At 30.4% G+C, this 19,324-nt stretch carries 21 protein-coding genes; 14 read left to right on the plus strand and 7 right to left on the minus strand.

The window, feature by feature from the left end:
- Positions 1-10: 10 nt before the first annotated feature.
- The gene (locus O3801_RS02975) at positions 11-874 is read right to left on the minus strand and encodes an NAD(P)-dependent oxidoreductase (protein WP_294681598.1); all 864 of its coding nucleotides are present in this window, start codon (positions 872-874) and stop codon (positions 11-13) included.
- Positions 875-957: 83 nt separating this feature from the next.
- On the opposite strand from O3801_RS02975, the gene O3801_RS02980 reads away from it, so the two are divergent.
- From O3801_RS02980 to O3801_RS02990, 3 genes are all read left to right on the plus strand, one after another.
- Positions 958-1,176, plus strand: a complete 219-nt coding sequence (locus tag O3801_RS02980; protein ID WP_294681600.1) for a hypothetical protein — start codon at positions 958-960, stop codon at positions 1,174-1,176.
- Between the two features lie 187 nt (positions 1,177-1,363).
- Positions 1,364-1,948, plus strand: a complete 585-nt coding sequence (locus O3801_RS02985; protein WP_294681281.1) for a helix-turn-helix domain-containing protein — start codon at positions 1,364-1,366, stop codon at positions 1,946-1,948.
- Positions 1,879-2,772 carry an IS3 family transposase gene (locus O3801_RS02990; protein ID WP_294681282.1) on the plus strand — a complete coding sequence of 298 codons (894 nt, stop codon included), beginning with the start codon at positions 1,879-1,881 and terminating at the stop codon, positions 2,770-2,772. The genes O3801_RS02985 and O3801_RS02990 overlap by 70 nt, the downstream gene beginning before the upstream one ends.
- Before the next feature lie 193 nt (positions 2,773-2,965).
- Here the strand turns inward: O3801_RS02990 and O3801_RS02995 are convergent, their stop codons facing one another.
- Positions 2,966-3,829 (minus strand): NAD(P)-dependent oxidoreductase, encoded by an 864-nt coding sequence (locus O3801_RS02995; RefSeq protein WP_371454034.1) that lies wholly within the window; start codon positions 3,827-3,829, stop codon positions 2,966-2,968.
- Positions 3,830-3,990: 161 nt separating this feature from the next.
- Here O3801_RS02995 and O3801_RS03000 point away from each other — a divergent pair, with 161 nt between their 5' ends.
- The 4 genes from O3801_RS03000 to O3801_RS03015 all read left to right on the plus strand — a co-directional run bounded on the left by O3801_RS03000 (position 3,991) and on the right by O3801_RS03015 (position 7,023).
- Positions 3,991-4,893, plus strand: coding sequence for a 1,4-dihydroxy-2-naphthoate polyprenyltransferase (locus tag O3801_RS03000; protein ID WP_371454035.1), 903 nt, complete (start codon positions 3,991-3,993; stop codon positions 4,891-4,893).
- 86 nt (positions 4,894-4,979) lie between these two features.
- On the plus strand, positions 4,980-5,486 hold the full coding sequence (locus O3801_RS03005) for a YceD family protein (RefSeq protein ID WP_314083662.1): 507 nt from the start codon (positions 4,980-4,982) through the stop codon (positions 5,484-5,486).
- A gap of 32 nt (positions 5,487-5,518) precedes the next feature.
- On the plus strand, positions 5,519-5,695 hold the full coding sequence (gene rpmF, locus O3801_RS03010) for a 50S ribosomal protein L32 (protein ID WP_003147267.1): 177 nt from the start codon (positions 5,519-5,521) through the stop codon (positions 5,693-5,695).
- Between the two features lie 221 nt (positions 5,696-5,916).
- Complete coding sequence (locus tag O3801_RS03015; RefSeq protein ID WP_371454036.1) at positions 5,917-7,023, plus strand: Gfo/Idh/MocA family protein; 1,107 nt, start codon at positions 5,917-5,919, stop codon at positions 7,021-7,023.
- 65 nt (positions 7,024-7,088) lie between these two features.
- Here the strand turns inward: O3801_RS03015 and asd are convergent, their stop codons facing one another.
- From asd to thrC, 3 genes are all read right to left on the minus strand, one after another.
- Positions 7,089-8,165, minus strand: a complete 1,077-nt coding sequence (asd, locus tag O3801_RS03020; protein ID WP_371454037.1) for an aspartate-semialdehyde dehydrogenase — start codon at positions 8,163-8,165, stop codon at positions 7,089-7,091.
- 88 nt (positions 8,166-8,253) lie between these two features.
- The gene (gene thrB, locus O3801_RS03025) at positions 8,254-9,135 is read right to left on the minus strand and encodes a homoserine kinase (RefSeq protein WP_371454038.1); all 882 of its coding nucleotides are present in this window, start codon (positions 9,133-9,135) and stop codon (positions 8,254-8,256) included.
- Positions 9,135-10,607, minus strand: a complete 1,473-nt coding sequence (gene thrC, locus O3801_RS03030) for a threonine synthase (RefSeq protein ID WP_294683040.1) — start codon at positions 10,605-10,607, stop codon at positions 9,135-9,137. Before thrC ends, thrB begins: the two co-directional genes overlap by 1 nt.
- Positions 10,608-10,862: 255 nt before the next feature.
- On the opposite strand from thrC, the gene O3801_RS03035 reads away from it, so the two are divergent.
- From O3801_RS03035 to O3801_RS03045, 3 genes are all read left to right on the plus strand, one after another.
- Positions 10,863-12,017 (plus strand): homoserine dehydrogenase, encoded by a 1,155-nt coding sequence (locus tag O3801_RS03035; RefSeq protein WP_294683039.1) that lies wholly within the window; start codon positions 10,863-10,865, stop codon positions 12,015-12,017.
- Between the two features lie 137 nt (positions 12,018-12,154).
- Complete coding sequence (locus O3801_RS03040) at positions 12,155-13,462, plus strand: aspartate kinase (RefSeq protein WP_294683038.1); 1,308 nt, start codon at positions 12,155-12,157, stop codon at positions 13,460-13,462.
- Positions 13,463-13,534: 72 nt separating this feature from the next.
- Complete coding sequence (locus O3801_RS03045) at positions 13,535-14,173, plus strand: NAD(P)H-dependent oxidoreductase (protein WP_371454039.1); 639 nt, start codon at positions 13,535-13,537, stop codon at positions 14,171-14,173.
- 52 nt (positions 14,174-14,225) lie between these two features.
- Here O3801_RS03045 and O3801_RS03050 read toward each other — a convergent pair whose 3' ends face one another.
- A complete protein-coding gene (locus tag O3801_RS03050; RefSeq protein ID WP_294683035.1) occupies positions 14,226-14,861 on the minus strand; it encodes a YigZ family protein in 636 nt (211 codons plus the stop codon).
- A gap of 154 nt (positions 14,862-15,015) precedes the next feature.
- Here O3801_RS03050 and O3801_RS03055 point away from each other — a divergent pair, with 154 nt between their 5' ends.
- The 3 genes from O3801_RS03055 to O3801_RS03065 are packed head-to-tail and all read left to right on the plus strand — an operon-like array spanning position 15,016 to position 16,868.
- Entirely contained in the window at positions 15,016-15,333 is a 318-nt protein-coding gene (locus O3801_RS03055; RefSeq protein WP_040464235.1) for a PadR family transcriptional regulator, read from the plus strand.
- A complete protein-coding gene (locus O3801_RS03060) occupies positions 15,326-15,934 on the plus strand; it encodes a DUF1700 domain-containing protein (RefSeq protein ID WP_294683034.1) in 609 nt (202 codons plus the stop codon). The genes O3801_RS03055 and O3801_RS03060 overlap by 8 nt, the downstream gene beginning before the upstream one ends.
- Positions 15,927-16,868, plus strand: a complete 942-nt coding sequence (locus tag O3801_RS03065) for a DUF4097 family beta strand repeat-containing protein (protein WP_294683033.1) — start codon at positions 15,927-15,929, stop codon at positions 16,866-16,868. Before O3801_RS03060 ends, O3801_RS03065 begins: the two co-directional genes overlap by 8 nt.
- Before the next feature lie 117 nt (positions 16,869-16,985).
- On the opposite strand, the gene O3801_RS03070 is transcribed toward O3801_RS03065, so the two are convergent.
- Positions 16,986-18,263, minus strand: a complete 1,278-nt coding sequence (locus O3801_RS03070) for an LCP family protein (RefSeq protein WP_294683032.1) — start codon at positions 18,261-18,263, stop codon at positions 16,986-16,988.
- A 200-nt stretch (positions 18,264-18,463) separates the two neighbouring features.
- Between O3801_RS03070 and mutM the strand changes: the two genes are divergently transcribed.
- Positions 18,464-19,324: a bifunctional DNA-formamidopyrimidine glycosylase/DNA-(apurinic or apyrimidinic site) lyase gene (mutM, locus tag O3801_RS03075; protein ID WP_294683031.1), complete on the plus strand. Its 861-nt coding sequence runs from the start codon at positions 18,464-18,466 to the stop codon at positions 19,322-19,324.

Below are 19,324 nucleotides of genomic sequence, written 5' to 3' on the forward strand. Positions count from 1 at the left end.
CTCATTTTTTTTATAGTTTATACCATTTAGAAATTGCTTGAGTACCATTTGTGTTACGGACTTCTTCTTCTAATTCATTGTATATTTTATATGTAGTTTCAAGGCCAGGAAGTTTAATGTTCATTTTTTCACATTCTTCTAAAGCTAGTTTCATATCTTTAATGAAGTGATGAACAAAAGATCCGGGTTTGAAATCATTATTTAGAATTCGAGGTCCATATGAAGTCATTGAGAAGCTTCCACCAGATCCTGTTGATACTGTTTTAAAGAATGACTCTAAGTCTAAACCAACTTCTTTAGCAAATTTAAAGCTTTCAGCGACTGAAACCATAGTTGTAGCAATTGCAATTTGATTAGCAAGTTTTGTGTATTGTCCTTTTCCAGCTTCACCAAAATAAGTAATGCTTGTCCCTAGTTTTTCAACTAGTGGAAGAACAACTTCTTCAAATACTTTCTTATCTCCACCAGCCATGATTGATAAAGTAGCGTTTTTAGCTCCAATGTCTCCACCTGTAACAGGAAGATCAAGTGCATATGCACCAACTTTTAAAAATTCATTACTAATTTTTTTAGCCAGAGTAGGAGAAGATGTAGTCATATCTACAAATACTTGCCCCTTTTTAGCAGTTGTAATAAGTCCATTTTCTCCTAAGTATACATCTTCGACATCTTTAGGATAACCAACTATGGTAAATATTACATCAGCAAACAGCGGTGCTTCTTTTGCTTCTTTAAGTAGTGTAGCCCCGCGGCTTACTAGATTATCTGTTTTACTTTTTGTTCTGTTGAAAACAAAAAGCTCATGTCCGGCATCAATTAAATGTCCAGCCATACTGTTCCCCATTACTCCAGTTCCAATCCATGCAATTTTCATATTTAATTCCTCCTATATAAAATTACTTTATTCTTTAATTATATCATAGAATTTTAAAATATCATTTTATATGCCCTTAGAAGTTGATTTTAAGTGATTTTATATTTTGGTATGATTCGGAAATATGTCAACTTTTAAGTTTACGTAAAACTATATTTATTTTATTAAAATTAATCAAAAGAAGAGATTTAATTACATATCTTGCGCAGTTAAAGCAGATTGGAGTTTTTGATAAAATTTCAGGATTATTAATAGGAACTTTTACAAAAATTGAAAAAAATTTCTGTAGAGGAACTATTTAAACTTGTTCAAGAGTATATTCCATCTTTTTTAGTAGTAGCTAAAAAACACATAAAGTCGGACACACGAGAAACTCTAAAGCACTAAAAATTGGGGAGAAAATAGATATTAAAAATGGGAGTGACTCAAAAATCGTGATTTTGATATGTACCCCTTTTACTGGACAATCCAGTGAAAGGGGTATTTATTATGCGTTATAGTTTTGAATTTAAAGTAAAATGTGTTGAGATGTATGAAAGAGAGGAATATCCAGATACACCTAATGGAATAACCACTAGAAAATTTAGAGATACTATTAGGAAATGGAAAAGAATGGTCGATTCTTTAGGTGTAGGCGCCTTACGACCTAAATCAAAAAATAAGAAGTGGAATCCAGAAGAAAAACTAGTATTAGTTTCCAAAATTTTAGCTGGTTATTCATATAATTCTGTTGCACTAGACAATGGAATTAACTATAGGACACTGTATAAATGGGTTCAAAAATATAAGGAAAAAGGTTATAATGGACTTGTAGATGAAAAGAAAGAAAGACCAAGAAAGGTACCTATCATGAAAGAAAACAGTAGTCCTAAACCATTAAAAGAGTCAGAAAGAGAAGAATTAATTAGATTACGTGAAGAAAACAAATTTATAAAAACGGAAATCGAAAATATTAAAGCGGAAACAGAAATAATAAAAAAATTAATAGCCTTGAGGCGAGAAAAATGGGCTGCGCAACTCAAGGCGAAAAAGCAGCGATCATCAAAGAACTTAGAGAAAAAGGATATGAATTAAAATATCTTTTACAAGCAATAGGAATGGCTAGATCAACATATTATTATTTAGTAAATAAGGAAGAAGTAGATGTTGTGGCTATTCGTAATGAACCAGTGTTAAAAGAAATTAAAATTATTTTCAACGAAAATAAAGGACTATATGGTGTCCGTAGAGTTCACAATGAACTAATTAATAGAGGTTTTAAAGTAAATCATAAACGAGTACAAAGTCTTATGCATAAAGAAGGATTGAAAGGGAAAACTCCTAAAGAAAGATACCATTCATATAAGGGAACAGTAGGAAAGGTCGCTAATAATATAATAAATCAAGATTTTAGTACAACTGCCCCTTTACAGAAATGGACTACAGATGTATCACAATTCAATTTTTCATGGGGAAAGTGCTATTTTTCAGCGATTCTAGATATGCATACAAATGAGATAATATCATATGATTTATCTTTACATCCAAATTTAGATCAGATAAAAAGGATGTTAGAAAAAGCATTTAATAAATTTCCAAAAACAGAAGGATTAATTATGCATTCGGATCAAGGGTGGCAGTATCAACATTCATACTATAGAAGTGAGTTAAAAAAACATGGAATCATTCAATCGATGTCTAGAAAGGGAAATTGTTATGATAATAGTATCATAGAATCACTTTTTGGAAGAATGAAGACGGAGATATATTATGGTTATGAAAAGGTTTATATGTCATTTGAAGAGTTTAGTAAAGCTGTATCTGAATATATAGATTATTATAACAACAAGAGAATTCAATCAAAAACAAAATGGATGCCTCCTGTACAATACAGGATAACATCCACATGTTTAAACTAAATATATATGTGTCCAGAATTTTGGGTACACATCATTTCGGAGAAATCGATTTTGTCGAGTCACCCCCGCACAGTTTATTAGATATCTAAAAAGCTTTTATAAAGCGAATTTAGATATCAATAAACCACTGGGTCTATGAGTTATTGTATACACTTTGTTAAAATTTAGGCTTTTTGGGTTAGCCTCATTATTTTTATAGATTATACCATTTAGAAATTGCTTGAGTACCATTTGTGTTACGGACTTCTTCTTCTAATTCGTTATAAATTTTATATGCTGTTTCAAGTCCAGGCAGATTGATGTTCATTTTTTCACATTCTTCTAAAGCTAGTTTCATATCTTTAATAAAGTGATGAGTAAAGAATCCAGGTTTGAAGTCTCCATTTAGAATACGTGGTCCGTATGAAGTCATTGAGAAGCTTCCTCCAGATCCTGTTGATACTGTTTTGAAGAACGAGTCTAAGTCTAGACCAACTTCCTTAGCGAATTTAAAGCTTTCAGCTACAGAGATCATAGTTGTAGCGATTGCGATCTGATTAGCAAGTTTTGTATATTGCCCTTTACCAGCTTCACCAAAATAGGTGATATTTTTACCTAGTTTTTCAACTAATGGAAGAACAACTTCTTCGAATACTTTCTTATCTCCACCAGCCATGATTGATAGAGTAGCATTTCTTGCACCAACATCTCCACCTGTAACAGGAAGATCAAGTGCATATGCACCAACTTTTAGAAATTCATTACTAATTTTTTCAGCTAGAGTAGGAGAAGAAGTCGTCATATCTACAAATACTTGTCCTTTTTTAGCTGTTGTGATAAGTCCATTTTCACCTAAATAAACTTCCTCAACATCTTTAGGATAACCTACTATTGTAAATACAACATCAGCAAATTTAGGGGCGTCTTTTACTTCGTTAAGAAGTGTTGCTCCATGTTTTACTAAGTTGTCAGTTTTACTCTTTGTTCTGTTATACACGAAAAGTTCATGACCGGCATCCATAAGATGGCCAGCCATGCTTTCTCCCATAACTCCAGTTCCAATCCATGCAATTTTCATAGGGAATGCCTCCAATAAATAGTTTTATATTCTTTAATTATATCATAAACCAATGAAAACGTTATGATAAATGATTGTAGATAGAAGGAAAGGTATTTAATATCATAGCACTTAAAAATATGGTATAATATTCAAGGTAAGAAGATAACTAGGAGGATATTGTGAATAAAAGTAAATTAAAAGAATTTTTTATGTGTACAAGACCACATAGTTATCCAGCATCAATAGCACCGGTTTTATTCGGCGCTACTTATGCTTTAGGATATGAGATTAAGTTTTCAATTTTAAAATTTATATTGTTTTTACTGGCTTGTTTGTTGATTCAAGCGGCAACCAACTTGTTTAATGAATACTATGATTATAAGCATGGATTGGACAAGGTTGATTCCGAAGGTATTTCTGGTTCGATAGTCAAGGGGAATCTGAGCCCTAGAGAAGTTATGGTAGGAGCCTTGGTATTATATGCATTAGCTTTTGTACTGGGATTAATTTTAACTCTCATGACTAGTTTTTATGTATTATTAGTAGGGTTAGTATGTATGCTTGCTGGCTATTTTTATACAGGTGGAAAATATCCTATAGCTTATTCTCCTTTTGGAGAGGTTGTTTCTGGATTCTTTATGGGAACGATAATAATTGCTTTATCATTTTATTTCCAAACTGGATATGTAAATGCTGATATTATTGTCGTTTCACTGCCGTTATTTATCATGATTGGAGCTATTTTATTAGCGAATAATATCCGTGATTTAGACAATGATAAAGAATCAGGAAGAAGAACTTATGCGATTCTAGTTGGAAGAAATAATGCGATTAAAACAATGGCAGCTAGCTTTTTCGTAGTATATTTATTAAATGTATTATTTATATTTACTAAATATGCTTCGTGGTGGAATCTACTGGTATTTGTTACTATTCCTTTAGCGATAAAAATAGTTAAGGGTTTTAGTGCGAATAATCATAAAAAAACAATGGCACCGTATATGGTACTGACAGCTAAGTTAACGATTTTTGTAGGATTCATAATGTCGTTAGCGAATATACTGAAATATTTAATCAATTAAAAAATAACAAAAAGAGTCAACTTTTTTTGTTGACATCTTAATGTAAAAGATATATAATAAATAATGTGTTTATGAGGTGATATTTAATGAAATGGTTAAGATCTTCGTTATTCAAAAATAATAGTGATACTTTTGTTTTTGAAGAAAATATAAATGTTAAAGTAGCACACTATGATAGCTCTCTAAAAGATATTAGAGACGTTGTTGTTAGTGGGAAATTAACTCGAGGTGGACAAGATAAAATCTATGCCGATCTATTAATTAAAGGTAACTTCGAAATGATTTCAGGAAAAACACTAAAAGAAGTTGTTGTTCCATTTGAAATCGAAGAAAGAGAAGAATACGTTGATAAGTCTGTATTTGCAGGCGAAGAGGTATTCGACGTTAATTTAATGGATATGTATATTGATTTAACACCTTTAGTAAATGAGCTTATAATTTTAAATATTCCAATTACTACTTCTGATGAAGAAGAGTTAGAAATGGTTTCTGGTAACGACTGGGAAGTAGTTTCTGAAGAGTCTTTAACTGATGTTAAAGAAAAGAAAGAATCACCATTTGCGGCTCTTAATGGATTATTTAAAGAACAATAAGAATTATTTAAAATAATTGGAGGAAATTAACTATGGCAGTTCCTTTTAGAAGAACATCAAAAACAGCTAAAAGAAAAAGAAGAACTCACAAAAAACTATCTGCACCATCAATTACTATCGATGCAACAACTGGTAACTACGTAATGGGTCACCGTGTTGATAGAAAAACTGGTATGTACAAAGGTAGACAAGTTCTAGACGTTAAATAATTTAAATATTACCAAACCCTAAGGAGGTGTCCTTAGGGTTTTTTATGTTTAAAATTAAGGTAGAAAATGAATATATGAGATTTGCATCTGAAGATTTAAATTTATATTAAAAATGAACAGGAAATAAATCTTTAAATTTGTATTAGTAAGTTGTATAATAAATATAAGGATATAAAATATTATTTCTTAATTGTTTAGGAATATGAAAAGAGGGTTTTAATATGAAAAATTATGGAATTGTCGGAACAGGTTATTTTGGTGCAGACTTAGCGCGTTCATTAGGGAAAATAAAAGATGCGAAGGTAACTGCAGTTTTTGATCCAGAAAATGGAGAGAAGGTTGCTAAGGAACTAGAAGCAGAGAATTGTTCAACTTTAGAACAATTGGTAACAAGAGAAGATGTAGATTGTGTTATCGTCGCAACACCGAGTAATTTACATCGTGAGTCAGTATTATTAGCTGCTAAGAATGGTAAACATGTATTCTGTGAAAAACCAATTGCTTTATCTTATGAAGATTGTAAGGTTATGGTTGAAACTTGTCGAGAAAATAATGTGATTTTTATGGCAGGTCATATTATGAACTTTTTTAATGGAGTACGTCACGCAAAAGAATTGATTAAGCAAGGGAAAATAGGAGATGTAATATTTTGTCATGCAGCAAGAACAGGATGGGAAGAAAAACAAGAAACTGTTTCTTGGAAAAAAAATCGATCACAGTCTGGAGGACACTTATACCATCACATTCATGAACTTGATTGTATTCAATTTATTATGGATGGTCTACCCGAGCAAGCAACTATGATAGGTGGAAATGTATGTCATGTTGGCGAAAATTTTGGTGATGAAGATGATTTCTTAATAGTTAATCTGGAATTTTCTAATAAACGATACGCAGTACTTGAATATGGAAATGCTTTTAGATGGGGTGAACACTATGTCCTTATAGAAGGTACTAAAGGGGCTATAAAATTAGATTTATATAATACTAGAGGTACTTTAAGAGTAGTAGGAGAAGGAGAGAGTTATTTCTTAATCCATGAATCAAAAGAAGAAGATGATGACAGAATGGCTATTTATACAGGTAGAGGAATGGACGGAGCAATAGCTTATGGAAATCCTAATGTACGTTGCCCTCTTTGGTTACAAAGCTGTATAGATAAAGAAATGTTGTATTTGCATAATATTTTGAATGGAGAAAAAGTATCAAAAGAATATGAAAAACTATTAAATGGTGTCGCAGCTCTAGAGTCAATTGCGACTGCTGATGCATGCACATTGTCTTTAAAAGAAAATAGAAAAGTAAAATTGAGAGAAATAGTAAAATAGAAACTAAGAGATTAATAATAACAAATACTCCAAGAGAAGTTCTCCTGGAGTATTATTTTATAATATTAATCTAAGTATCCTAATTTTTTGATTAGTTCAGCAGTTAGTACAGCTCCACCAGCTGCTCCACGTAATGTGTTGTGAGAAAGTCCTACGAATTTGTAGGCGAATAGGTTATCTTCACGTAAGCGACCTACAGTAATTTGCATACCTTTTTCGTTGTCACGATCTAGAACCGGTTGTGGACGATCGTTTTCTTCATAGTATTTAATGAATGGTGTTGGAGCTAATGGTAAGTCGTATTTAGCAATTTCAGGAACATGGTTTTTAATTTTTTCAACTAAAGTCTCTAGTCCTGGGTCATTTTCTAAATTAAATGATACACAAGCAAGGTGCCCGTCAAGAACTGGAACACGAATACATTGAGCTGATAGTTTCATAGAGTTATCTGGAACGATTTTTCCATCAACTACTTTACCGAAGATTTTAAGTGGTTCTTTTTCACTTTTCTCTTCTTCTCCTCCGATGTACGGAATGATGTTTTCGATCATTTCAGGCCATTCGTTGAAAGTTTTACCGCTTCCTGAGATAGCTTGATAAGTACAAATCGAAGCCTCTTTAACACCGTATTCTTTAATTGCTTCAAAGATAGGTACATAACTTTGAATTGAACAGTTAGGTTTTGTAACGATGAATCCTTTTTTAGTTCCAAGACGTTCTCTTTGCGCAGGAAGAACATCAAGGTGAGCTGAGTTAATCTCTGGAATAATCATCGGTACATCATCTTTATTTCTGTTTGCAGAGTTGTTAGAAACAACAACTACTTCGCGTTTAGCATAATCTTCTTCAAGTTTGATTAAAGATTCTTTATCAAGGTTAATTGCACAGAATACCATGTCAATTTCTTCAGAAACTTCATCAATTTTGTATAAATCTTCAATAACTAATTCTTTAGTGTATTCAGGTACAGCGTGGTCTAATTTCCAACGGCTTTCCATAAGTTCTCCATATTTTTTACCAGCAGAACGAGGTGATGCTGCTAATTTAACCACGTCAAAGTATGGGTGATTTTCTAATAATACTAATAGGCGTTGACCTACCATTCCTGTTGCCCCTAATACGGCTACTCTTGATTTTTGCATAATAAATTTCTCCTTTATTTATATAAAATTACTTCAAAAAGAACTTCCTCTCTGCAATAAAAGAAGAAGTTCAAAAATTTTTAGCATATTAATTTAGAACTACTGTTCCTTCTTTATCAACTTTTAGTAAAATTGCTTGCCAGTTATATTTTAATTTAGCAAGTTCAGTTTTAATTTTTTCTATATTGTTAGTATCGCTAACTATATTCATAAGTGTAGAACCACTTCCAGAAATGAAAAATGCTGAACTATCAATTTTCTCACAAATTTCTCTAACTTGGTGATATTCATGTATTATTTCTTTTCTATAAGGTTCATGGATTTTATCTCCCATAACCTTTTTAAGAAGTTCTAAGTCATAAGTTTCAAATGCTTTAATAACAGATCCAATACGTGACATTGAATAAATCGCATCTTGTAGTTTGATTTCTTTTGGCATTACTTTTCTAGCTTCTTCAGTAGAAGTTTCGAAGTTTGGTATTAGTGCCAAGAAGTTAAATCTTTCATCGACCTCGTATCTTACAGTTACCGCTTCTTTACTATCAGTAGTACAAGATGAACTTAAACTTCCGAAAATAGCTGGTGAAACATTATCAGGATGTCCTTCGATTTCGTTAGCTATTGTAAAGATTTCTTGTTTATCAATAGGTGTATCTGTTAATAAGTATGCACCATAAATTCCAGCAACTACACACGTAGAGCTACTACCTAAACCACGACTAATAGGTACATCATTATCGATTGATATTCTAACACCTGAGATTTCTTTGTTTAATTTTTTAAGTGTAGTTAGTAATGTTTGATAAACTAGATTGTTTTCATTTGAAAAACGTTCTTCAAATCCTACGAATTCTAGACCGCTGTCTAATTTTTCGAATTTAAATGTAGTGTAAAGTGTTAAAGCAACACCAAGGCTATCAAATCCACATCCAACATTAGCTGAGGTAGCGGGAACACGAACACTTACCATTATAGATCACCTAGTTTCTCTAAGATGTATTTTTTCATGTCTTCTTTATTAATTACATCTTTATGTCTAATTTCTTTTTTGTCAAGATCTCTTAAGTTCTCAGGTATAACAACTTTTGTTTTTTCATTAAGTTTATTCATAAGAGTAAACTCATCTTCACCATGAGTTTCGAATAGAGAAGAGTAGACACTTTCTGTGAATTTATATGGAGATGCTGTTGATAATACGATGCTAGTGTGCTCATTATCTAAGTTTTCAAGAAGAACTTTATAAGCTACTGCAGTGTGTGTATCTAATAGGTAGTTATCTTTCTCATAGATAGCTTTGATAGTTTCTTTAGTTTGTTCATCATCAGCAAAACCAGCTTGGAATTTATCTTTAATCTTAGCAAGAACATCACCAGTAACTTCGAAGCGACCAGTCTCTTTTAAATCTTTCATTAGCTTAGCAATATATTCATTATCACAACCACTTACGTAGTAAAGTAGACGTTCTAAGTTACTAGAAATTAAGATATCCATACTCGGTGATACTGTTTTTAAGAAATCTCTATTTTTATCATATACACCAGTTGTTAGGAAATCATAAAGCACGTTATTGTTGTTACTTGCACAGATTAATTTGTTAACAGGTAAACCGATTTGTTCAGCATAGTAACCAGCAAGAATGTTACCGAAGTTACCAGTAGGTACAACAAAGTTTACTTTATCGTTTAATTTAATTTTATTTGAATTTACTAAGTCTAGATATGAAACAACGTAGTAAACTACTTGAGGAATAAGACGTCCGATGTTGATTGAGTTTGCACTTGATAATTTAATGTTTTTAGAAAGTAATTCTTTTTTGAATTCTTCATCAACAAATAGTTCTTTAATACCGCTTTGAGCATCGTCAAAGTTTCCGTGAATTGCACAAACTTTCGTATTTTTTCCTTCTTGAGTTTGCATTTGTGTTTTTTGTACTGTACTTACACCATCGTTAGGGTAGAAGACCATGATTTTTGTTCTATCTACATCCTTGAAACCTTCTAAAGCTGCTTTACCAGTGTCACCACTAGTTGCAGTTAGAATAAGAATGTCATTTTTATCTTCTACTTTAGTAAGTGCAGTTTTTGTTAGTTGTGGAAGAAGTGATAGACCAACATCTTTAAATGCACTAGTAGGTCCGTTGAATAATTCAAGTATATATCCATCTTTTAACTCTACTAGAGGAGTTATGTTTTCATGAGAGAATTTACCTCTATATGCTTCTTCAACACAGTTTTTAATTTCTTCATCGCTAAAGTCTACGAAAAGACGTAGAACGGCTTCAGCTACTTCATAGTAGCTTTTTTCTATCAATTTCTCTAAATCTAATTTATTCTTTCCTAAATCTCTTAAAACGAAAAGTCCACCTTCTTCACTTAAACCTTGAAGAATAGCTTCACTTGGATTTAATTTTCTATTAATATCTCTTGTACTTTCGTAAATCATTTAAAATCTCCTTGCTTTATCGTTGTATATATGATACAATGTTCTTTGTAAAAATACAAGTGTTTTTTATAAAAAGAACCTTAAAATTTTTTATAACTATAATTTTACACCAAAATAGGTTATAAAAACAGTCAAAATAATCAAAAAATGAAATTTTTTGAAAATTCTTGATATTAAATAATTGACATGGAAAAAATACTTGTTAAACTTTTGAATATGATTGAAAATAAAAATTGAATTTAGGAGAAAATAATTATGAAGATAGCGATTTTAGGATATGGAACTGTAGGTAGTGGAGTTTACGAGATAATAACAAATGGAAATACTGAAGAATTAAAGAAATTAGAAGTAAAAAGTGTCTTCGCTAGAAGTCGCGATAAAATGCATCTTGCTACTGATGATATTAATGAAATTATTAATGATGAGGAAATTTCGGTAGTAGTTGAATGTCTTGGAGGAATTAATCCTGCGTATGATTTTATCAAAAGATCTTTAGAGAATGGAAAACATGTAGTTACAGCAAATAAAGCTGTTGCTGCAAAATACTTAGACGAGTTTGTTGAATTAGCTGAGAAAAATAATGTGAAGTTTATTTTTGAAGCTAGTGTTGGTGGTGGAATTCCTTGGCTTGTAAACTTAGAAAGAACTAGACGTGTTGATGAAGTAAAACGTGTATATGGTATTTTCAATGGAACAAGCAACTTTATTCTTGATAATATGTATAGAAATAATCAAGAATTCGATTCTACACTAAAAACAGCACAAGAGTTGGGGTATGCAGAAGCTGATCCAAGTGCTGATGTTGATGGTGGAGACGTCGTGAATAAGATTATCTTAAGTAATGCACTTGCTTTCGATATTCATGTTCAACCTGATTTTCCTACATATTCTATGAGAAACATTACTAAAAATGATATTGATTACTTAAAACAATATGATTTAGCTGTTAAATATATTGGAGAAACAAATGTAGAAGACGGGAAATATGAAACTTCTGTAATGCTTTCTATTTTTGGGAAAGAATCTCAAGAAGCGGCAGTACCATTAAATAACAATATTATTTCTCTAGATGGATCGTTTATCGGTGAACTTAAGTTTTATGGACAAGGTGCTGGGAAATTTCCAACAGGGAATGCGATTGTTCAAGATATAGTTGATATTAATGAAGGATCAACAAGAGTTGATGTTGTAATTAAGAATAATCTATCTTATTCAGAAGAATTGACTAGAAGAAATTATCTAGTTCGTTCATCTGTAGAATTATCAGGGGAATTGATAGAAAGTGTAGAAGAATATAAAGGTAACTTCTATGTTAAAACAAAAGAAATTTCATTAAAACAACTTACTAATTTAGTTGCTGAAGTGAAAGAAAAAGATAGCAAATTTGTTGTTGCTAAGTTTCATAAATAATCTTAATATAAAATAAAATGATTATTAGAATTAAAATTTAGATTTTTCAGAAAATTAATTGATTTTTTTGTAAATAGTTATATAATATATATTAGTGATAAATTATACAAATAACATTAATAGAAAAAGGAGAAAAGATGGTTAGAGTATCAAAATTTGGTGGGAGTTCGGTAGCGAGTGCTGAACAGTTTAAAAAAGTAAAAAATATTGTGGAATTAGACGATGCACGTCGTTTTGTTGTTGTAAGTGCTGTTGGGAAAGCAAATAAGGAAGATAATAAAGTAACAGACTTATTATACCTATGTTATGCACATACTAAGTACAATATAAATTTTGATAATATCTTTAAAATGATTGAAGATAAATTTGTAGCAATCAAAAATGAATTAAATTTAAAATTCGATATTGAAGGAGAACTTGCTAAGTTAAAAGCGGAAATTAGTAAAGGAATTGATGAAGAGTACCTAGTAAGCCGTGGTGAGTATTTAACAGCATTATTAATGGCTGAATATTTAGGATATCACTTTGTTGATGCTAAAGACTTAATTTTCTATAATTATCAAGGAGAGATTGACTTTGAAAAAACTCAAGCAGCGTTTGATGCGATTGTAAAAGAGTATGATCGTCTTCTTATTCCTGGATTTTATGGAAGTAGACCAAATGGAGAAATTAAGATTATGACTCGTGGTGGAGGAGATGTTAGTGGAGCGATTGTTGCTAATATCGCAAATGCCAGTGTTTATGAGAACTGGACTGACGTATCAGGAATTTTAATGGCGGATCCTCGTATTATTGAAAATCCACATGAGATTAAAGTTATTAGTTATACAGAGCTTCGTGAACTTTCATACATGGGTGCAAGTGTTCTTCATGAAGAAGCAATCTTCCCAGTTCGTGATAAAGATATTCCAATCCAAATTCGTAACACAAATGATCCTACTGCTGAAGGAACTATTATCTCAGATAATAAACATCTTGATGAAAAACAAATTGTTACTGGGATTGCAGGGAAAAAAGATTTCTCAATTATTACGATTAAAAAACGTCACATGGCAAATGAAGTTGGATTAATTGGGAAAGCACTTAAGATTTTTGAAGACTTTAATGTTAGCATTGAGCATATTCCTAGTGGAATTGACTCATTCTCAGTAGTTGTTGAAACTGGTAATGTGAGACCATTTATTCACGAGTTAGTAGCTAAAATTAAATCTGTTTTAGAAGCGGACGAGATAAATGTAACTCACGAAATTTCACTTATCGCTACAGTTGGTGAGAGAATGAAAAATACAAAAGGATTATCTGGAAGATTATTCAAAGCTTTAGGGGAAGCTGGGGTAAATATTGCATTGATTTCACAAACTAATGATGAAATTAATATTATCGTTGGTGTTCATAACGATGATTATGAAAAAACTATAAATACTATTTATTCAGAATTCAAATAATATTAATGGCTTCTTATCTTACTTTAGATGAGAAGCCATTTCTTATAATGAATTATTTTTTGAGGTGAAAGTATGAAAATTTTACAGATTATGTGTCATCCTGATTATAATGGGGAACATAGAGTTTCTAATATCCTTGCGAAAATCGGTGAAGAGAAATTAGTTGTAGAAGGCTTTAGTAGTGTGGAAAAGATTAATTTATATGATCCGAGTGTTCATATTCCGGTTATGGATAAGTTTATGTTCAATTATGAAGGAGAAAAACTAACTGAAAAAGAACAATATGATAAAATTAGGCAAAAAGAGTTGTTGGCACAATGGAAAAATGCTGAAGCAGTTTTTATTTATATGCCGCTTCACAATTTTAACGTAGTATCAAAATTTAAAGATTATATTGATAATATAATGATAGTAAATGAAACTTTTAAATGTGAGGTAGAGTCTTTAATAGGATTAGATGATTCTAATAAACAAATAACCTTCATCATAACTAGTGGGGGAGAATTTGATAAGAATATTCAATATACTAATCTGGACTTTGCCGTTCAATATGTCAGGGGAATATTTAGCGTAATAGGAATTGATAAAGTTAAAGTTATAAGAGTAGAGGGCTTGGATTTAGCTTTCAATAATAAAGAAATAATAGTAGAGAAGGGTGTCTCTGATTTAAAAGAGTGGATAGAAGAATTTTCGAAAAAGAATAAAAAATAAGCTAAGAAGGAATAAGAGACTGTTTAATATGGTTTCTGATTCCTTCTTAGCTTTATTTAATATCAAATTCTAGTTGTTTTTCTTTTGAAGATAGAATTTTGAATTGACCGTTAGTTAGGTTAGCGATCCAATTTTCAAAGTTATCGTAGTCTTCTTGCATTACATAAATTGTATAAACGATTTTGTCAGTATATTCTAAGTTGTTCACGATGAAATTAGTTTTTCCAATTTCATATTCTATTTTTCCGTTTAGACTGTAATCTAATTCTAATCTAACTTCAAAAGCGTCTTTTCTTTCTACCAATGTTGCATTTTTTAGTGCGTTAATTACTCCACCACCATATGCACGAACTAAACCACCAGTTCCTAGCTTAGTTCCACCGTAGTACCTGATAACTGTGGCACAGACATTTTTAATTTCATTCTTTACTAGTACGTCTAACATTGGAGCGCCAGCAGTTCCACTAGGTTCTCCGTCATCATTGGCACGAGTTATTTCGTTATTATCACCATATACATAGCAAGAACATACGTGTGTAGCATCGTAGTGTTTTTTTTTCATTTTTTGAATAAATTCTCTAGCTTCTTCTTCGCTGTTGATTCTAATTAGATGAGTAATAAATGTAGATTTTTTTTCAACGAATTCATCGTATGAGTCTTCTTTAATTGTAATAAACTTCTTTGCCATAGTACCTCCTTTGTAATTTATAATTTGCTAAATTTACTATATTAATTATGATGTATTATAAATAAAATGTCAATAATTAGAATGTATTTCTCATTATACTACTTGACAAATTATACTATGCAATGTATAGTATTATGTGAAAGGAGATATTAGTATGGAAGCTCAATTAAAAAGAGGTTTATTGGAAATATGTGTTCTTGCTACTTTACGTAATTCTGAATCATATGGGTATAAAATTATAAAAGATGTTTCAAATGTAATTCCTATATCGGAATCAACGTTATATCCAATCTTAAAACGCTTGGAAGCAAACGATTGTGTTACCTCATATTCGGTGGAACATAATAGTAGACTAAGAAAATATTATAAAATTACAGATGTTGGTCTTAATAAAATTCAGGAATTTCTTATAGACTGGAAAGTAATAAGTAATGCACATAAATATATATTAGGAGATGAAAAACATGAATAAGACACAGTTTTGCGCTCTTTTGGGAAATAAATTAAAACCATATTTATCGCCAAAAGAGATGTATAAAACACTCAATTTTTTCGAAGAAATGATTGATGATCGTATTGATGAGGGCTTAAGTGAAGAAGAAGCTGTATCGCAATTAGGGGATATTAATATCATCGTTGATCAAATTTTAGATGAACATAATATTGAAAAAAAACAAACAAAATTAATATGGAGGTTTATACCACAAAAAATTTCTTCAGAGTTAGGATTTATTATTGGCGTATTATTATTTCCTGTTTGGATAACTATATTTGCTCTAGGTGCTAGTCTTTTTATAGTTATTCTATCTATAATATTTAGTATTGTGCTTACAATTATAGCTATTTTCATTGGTGGAATCTTATTAATATTAAAATCCCCATTTTATCTTATTTACGAAAGAAATATTTCGTATTTCTTAGACACTTTAGGATTTGGATTTGTTAATACAGGGATCGGTTTAATTGGTATTTATTGGTTGATAAAAATATATAAAAAATCACGTCGAGATGGTGTAAGTATTAGAACAATTTTCGTGAAGATTTTCAAAAAAGAGGTGTATATAAATGAATAAATTCATAAAAATTGCTGTTAGCTCTATAATTTTTGGAATAGTATTGATTGGATTAGCAACTTACTTAAATAATGGTCATATACCTAGATTTTCTTCTAATTCCGAGAAAAAGAATTATACTGTCTCAGTTAATGATGTTAAAAACTTAGATATAGATATCATTGATTCTGATGTAACTTTAGAAGAAAATACTTCTTCTAAAAACATAGAAATAGAATATTATACTGCTTTAGAACGTAAAGTTCGTATAGAACACACAGAAAATAAGTTGTCTATAAGAGAAAATAAAAATATTGTTGGTATTAATTTCAATATTTTTTCAGAAAAAAGAAAACTCATTATAAAAATACCTAAGTCTTCTAATATCGATATTAATTCGGAAAATAAAATAGGTGATTTTATTATAAAAGATCTAGATATTAAATCTCTTATGATAAATAGTAAAATTGGTGATGTATATCTAACTAATACTTCAACTTCTGATACGGAAATTAAGTTGGCAACTGGAAATTTAAAAATAGATAATTTAAAAAGTAAGAATAGTTCTCTAAAAATAAATGTTGCTACAGGAAATATAAAATTAAATAATATTAATGATTTAAAAGATATTAGTATTGATAATAAAACAGGAGATACAGATTTGTCATCATCAACAATAAAAGATATTAATATAACTAATAAACTAGGAAATATTAAGGTAAGTAATCTTCCTAGTGAAAGTTCAGATAATATTAACTTAAAAACAAATACTGGTAATATTACTTTAAGTAATATTACTGCAAATAATTCTATTACTCTTAAATCTATTGCAGGTGACATCATAGCTGAAATAAATGACGATGAGTCAAATTTCACAAATAGTTCAAATAAAAAGAAACAGTTATTCACTTCTTCGGAAACTGGAACTGTAAGTGTAAAATTTTCAAATAAATAATTAATATCCCATCAAAATTAGTTTTGATGGGATATTAATTATTTATTCTTAGTTATTATTTACATCGGTATTTTGATGAGTATTTGTTGAACTGACACCAGTTGTAGTATTTTGCTGTTAATTGCTATTGTTAGCAGTATTTTCAGTATTACTATTTTCATCAGGTCTGTTTTCATTACTTACGGTAATATCATTTTTTAAATCTTCTTTAGTAAGTCTTTCAGGAAGATTTGATAGTAAGTCTTCTGGTGACATTATTGTAAGATTTGTAGCTTGATATGTTTCTGGTAAGCGAAGATTGTCAATTTTATATTCTTTAAGTCCGATTGCAATATGTCCTTGATAATATATATTTAATAGGTCAGTTGCTTTTGGAAGTGACAAATCAAGATTACTTCTTAAGGCAGATGAAGCGTAAAGAAGTGATAATGGACGTGGATAGTAGTAATACACTCCATTATAAGTTACATCATAACCGTCAATTCTATGTGATACAATTTCGATATCATCATTGATAAACATCTTAATAGCTGAAGAAATTTGAGTTGTAGTTAAGTTATGTTCAACATTGTCACCAGCAATATTTATGACATCGTTAATTTTAGATAGCGCGTTTAAACTTTTTGCTTTATCAATAAGAGCGTGGATAGCTTGTAGTTGACGTTGACCACGTTCTATATCACTATCATAATATCTACTACGTGTAAATGCAAGTGCTTGTTCACCGTTCAGTGTGTGCCAACCTTTTTTTAATTTAACAGTATTTTCTTCACCATTGGCATTTTGCTCATCCATGTCAAATGGAACATATAAATCGATTCCTCCAAAAGCATCAACTGTTTGTTCGAATGCTTTAAAGTTTATTAATACATAGAAGTTAATCGGTGTATGTAATAAGTTTTCTACTGCATTAGTAGTTCCTTTAACATCATTATAAGCATGAGCATGAGTGATTTTATCATAGAAATAAGCACTATCATTATGTTCGTCGTCTTTTTCTCTCATAAGGCTAAGTGAATCACGAGGGATACTTACCATATCCATACGTTTCTTGTCTTTATTAACAGTTGCTAAAATCATCGAATCTGTTCTACTATCTTCGCGAGTCTGCCCTTGAGCTTTACGATCATCATTCATATCAATACCCAGGATTAAGACAGAGAATTTCTTGAAGTTAGGATCAACTTCTTTTAAATAATCTACATTCTTATACCCTTTTTGAGCAGAGCTAGAAAAGTTATAAATTGTATATGCGGTAAAGCCACCGATACCAAGTATTAATAATGTTAAAATTGCATATAATATTTTTTTAAGACCTCTTTTTTTAGGAGGTTCGCCTCCATTTTTATAAGAGGATGTACTAATTCTTTTACGTCTAGACATTTTTTCTTCCATTTAATATTAGACCCCTTTTTTTCATTTAACTTTCTTATTATACTACATATTTAGACTAAACGCTATAATATTGCGGAAAATTACTGAAAAAAACTTGATAATTTAGCAGATTAATAGTGAAAAGAAAGTTGGAATTCTTTGAAATTTTCAAATATTTGTAATAAAATAAAATAGTAAGTATATAAAAATAGGAGTATATTATGCCAGAATTACCAGAGGTTGAGAATATAAAATTCGGACTTGAAGAAGTAGTAATAAATAAAAGAATTGTTAATATAACTTATTCTAATGTTGTTGAAGATAGTCACAAAATAGGTAAAATGGCTATTGTTAAGCAAGAACTTAGCTTTTTTTCAGATAATGTCAAAGGTAAGGAAATTGAAAAGTTATCACGTAGAGGAAAATATTTATATTTCACATTAAATGAAGGATATATAATAACTCATTTTGGAATGACTGGGGCATTCTTTTTAGTTAAGGATATAGCTGAAATTACCAATAAAAATTATTATAAGCATCAGCACGTAATCTTTGAATTATCAACGGGTGAAAAGCTAGTTTATAGTGATATAAGAAGATTTGGAGAGCTTAGGTATATTGATGAAATAACGAGATTTAAACCATTTTTAAATCTTGCTCCTGAGCCTTTTGATAAAAATACAAAAAGTTACTTCTTAAACAAACTGGAAGAAAATAAATATAAAGACCAATCCATAAAAGCATTACTCTTAGAAGGAAATGTTTTTTGTGGTTGTGGTAATATTTACGATTGTGAAGTTTTGTATCGTCAAAAAATTCATCCTCTGACGAAGGCCAGTGAATTATCAAAAAAGAAAAAAGAAAGTTTATTTAAAGAACTAGTAGATATTTTAGATCTTGCAATAAAAGAAGGGGGATCTACAATTTCGGATTATGTTCACACTGATGGGGGTGAAGGTAATATGCAAAACTTTCATCAAATCTATGGTAAGAAACTCTGTCCTCGAGGTCACGATGTGGAAAATATTACAATAAAAGGGCGTTCAAGTCACTTTTGTCCTATTTGTCAAAAAAGAAAATAA

This window comes from Gemella sp. 27098_8_149, from assembly GCF_041433745.1.
GTDB lineage: Bacteria > Bacillota > Bacilli > Staphylococcales > Gemellaceae > Gemella.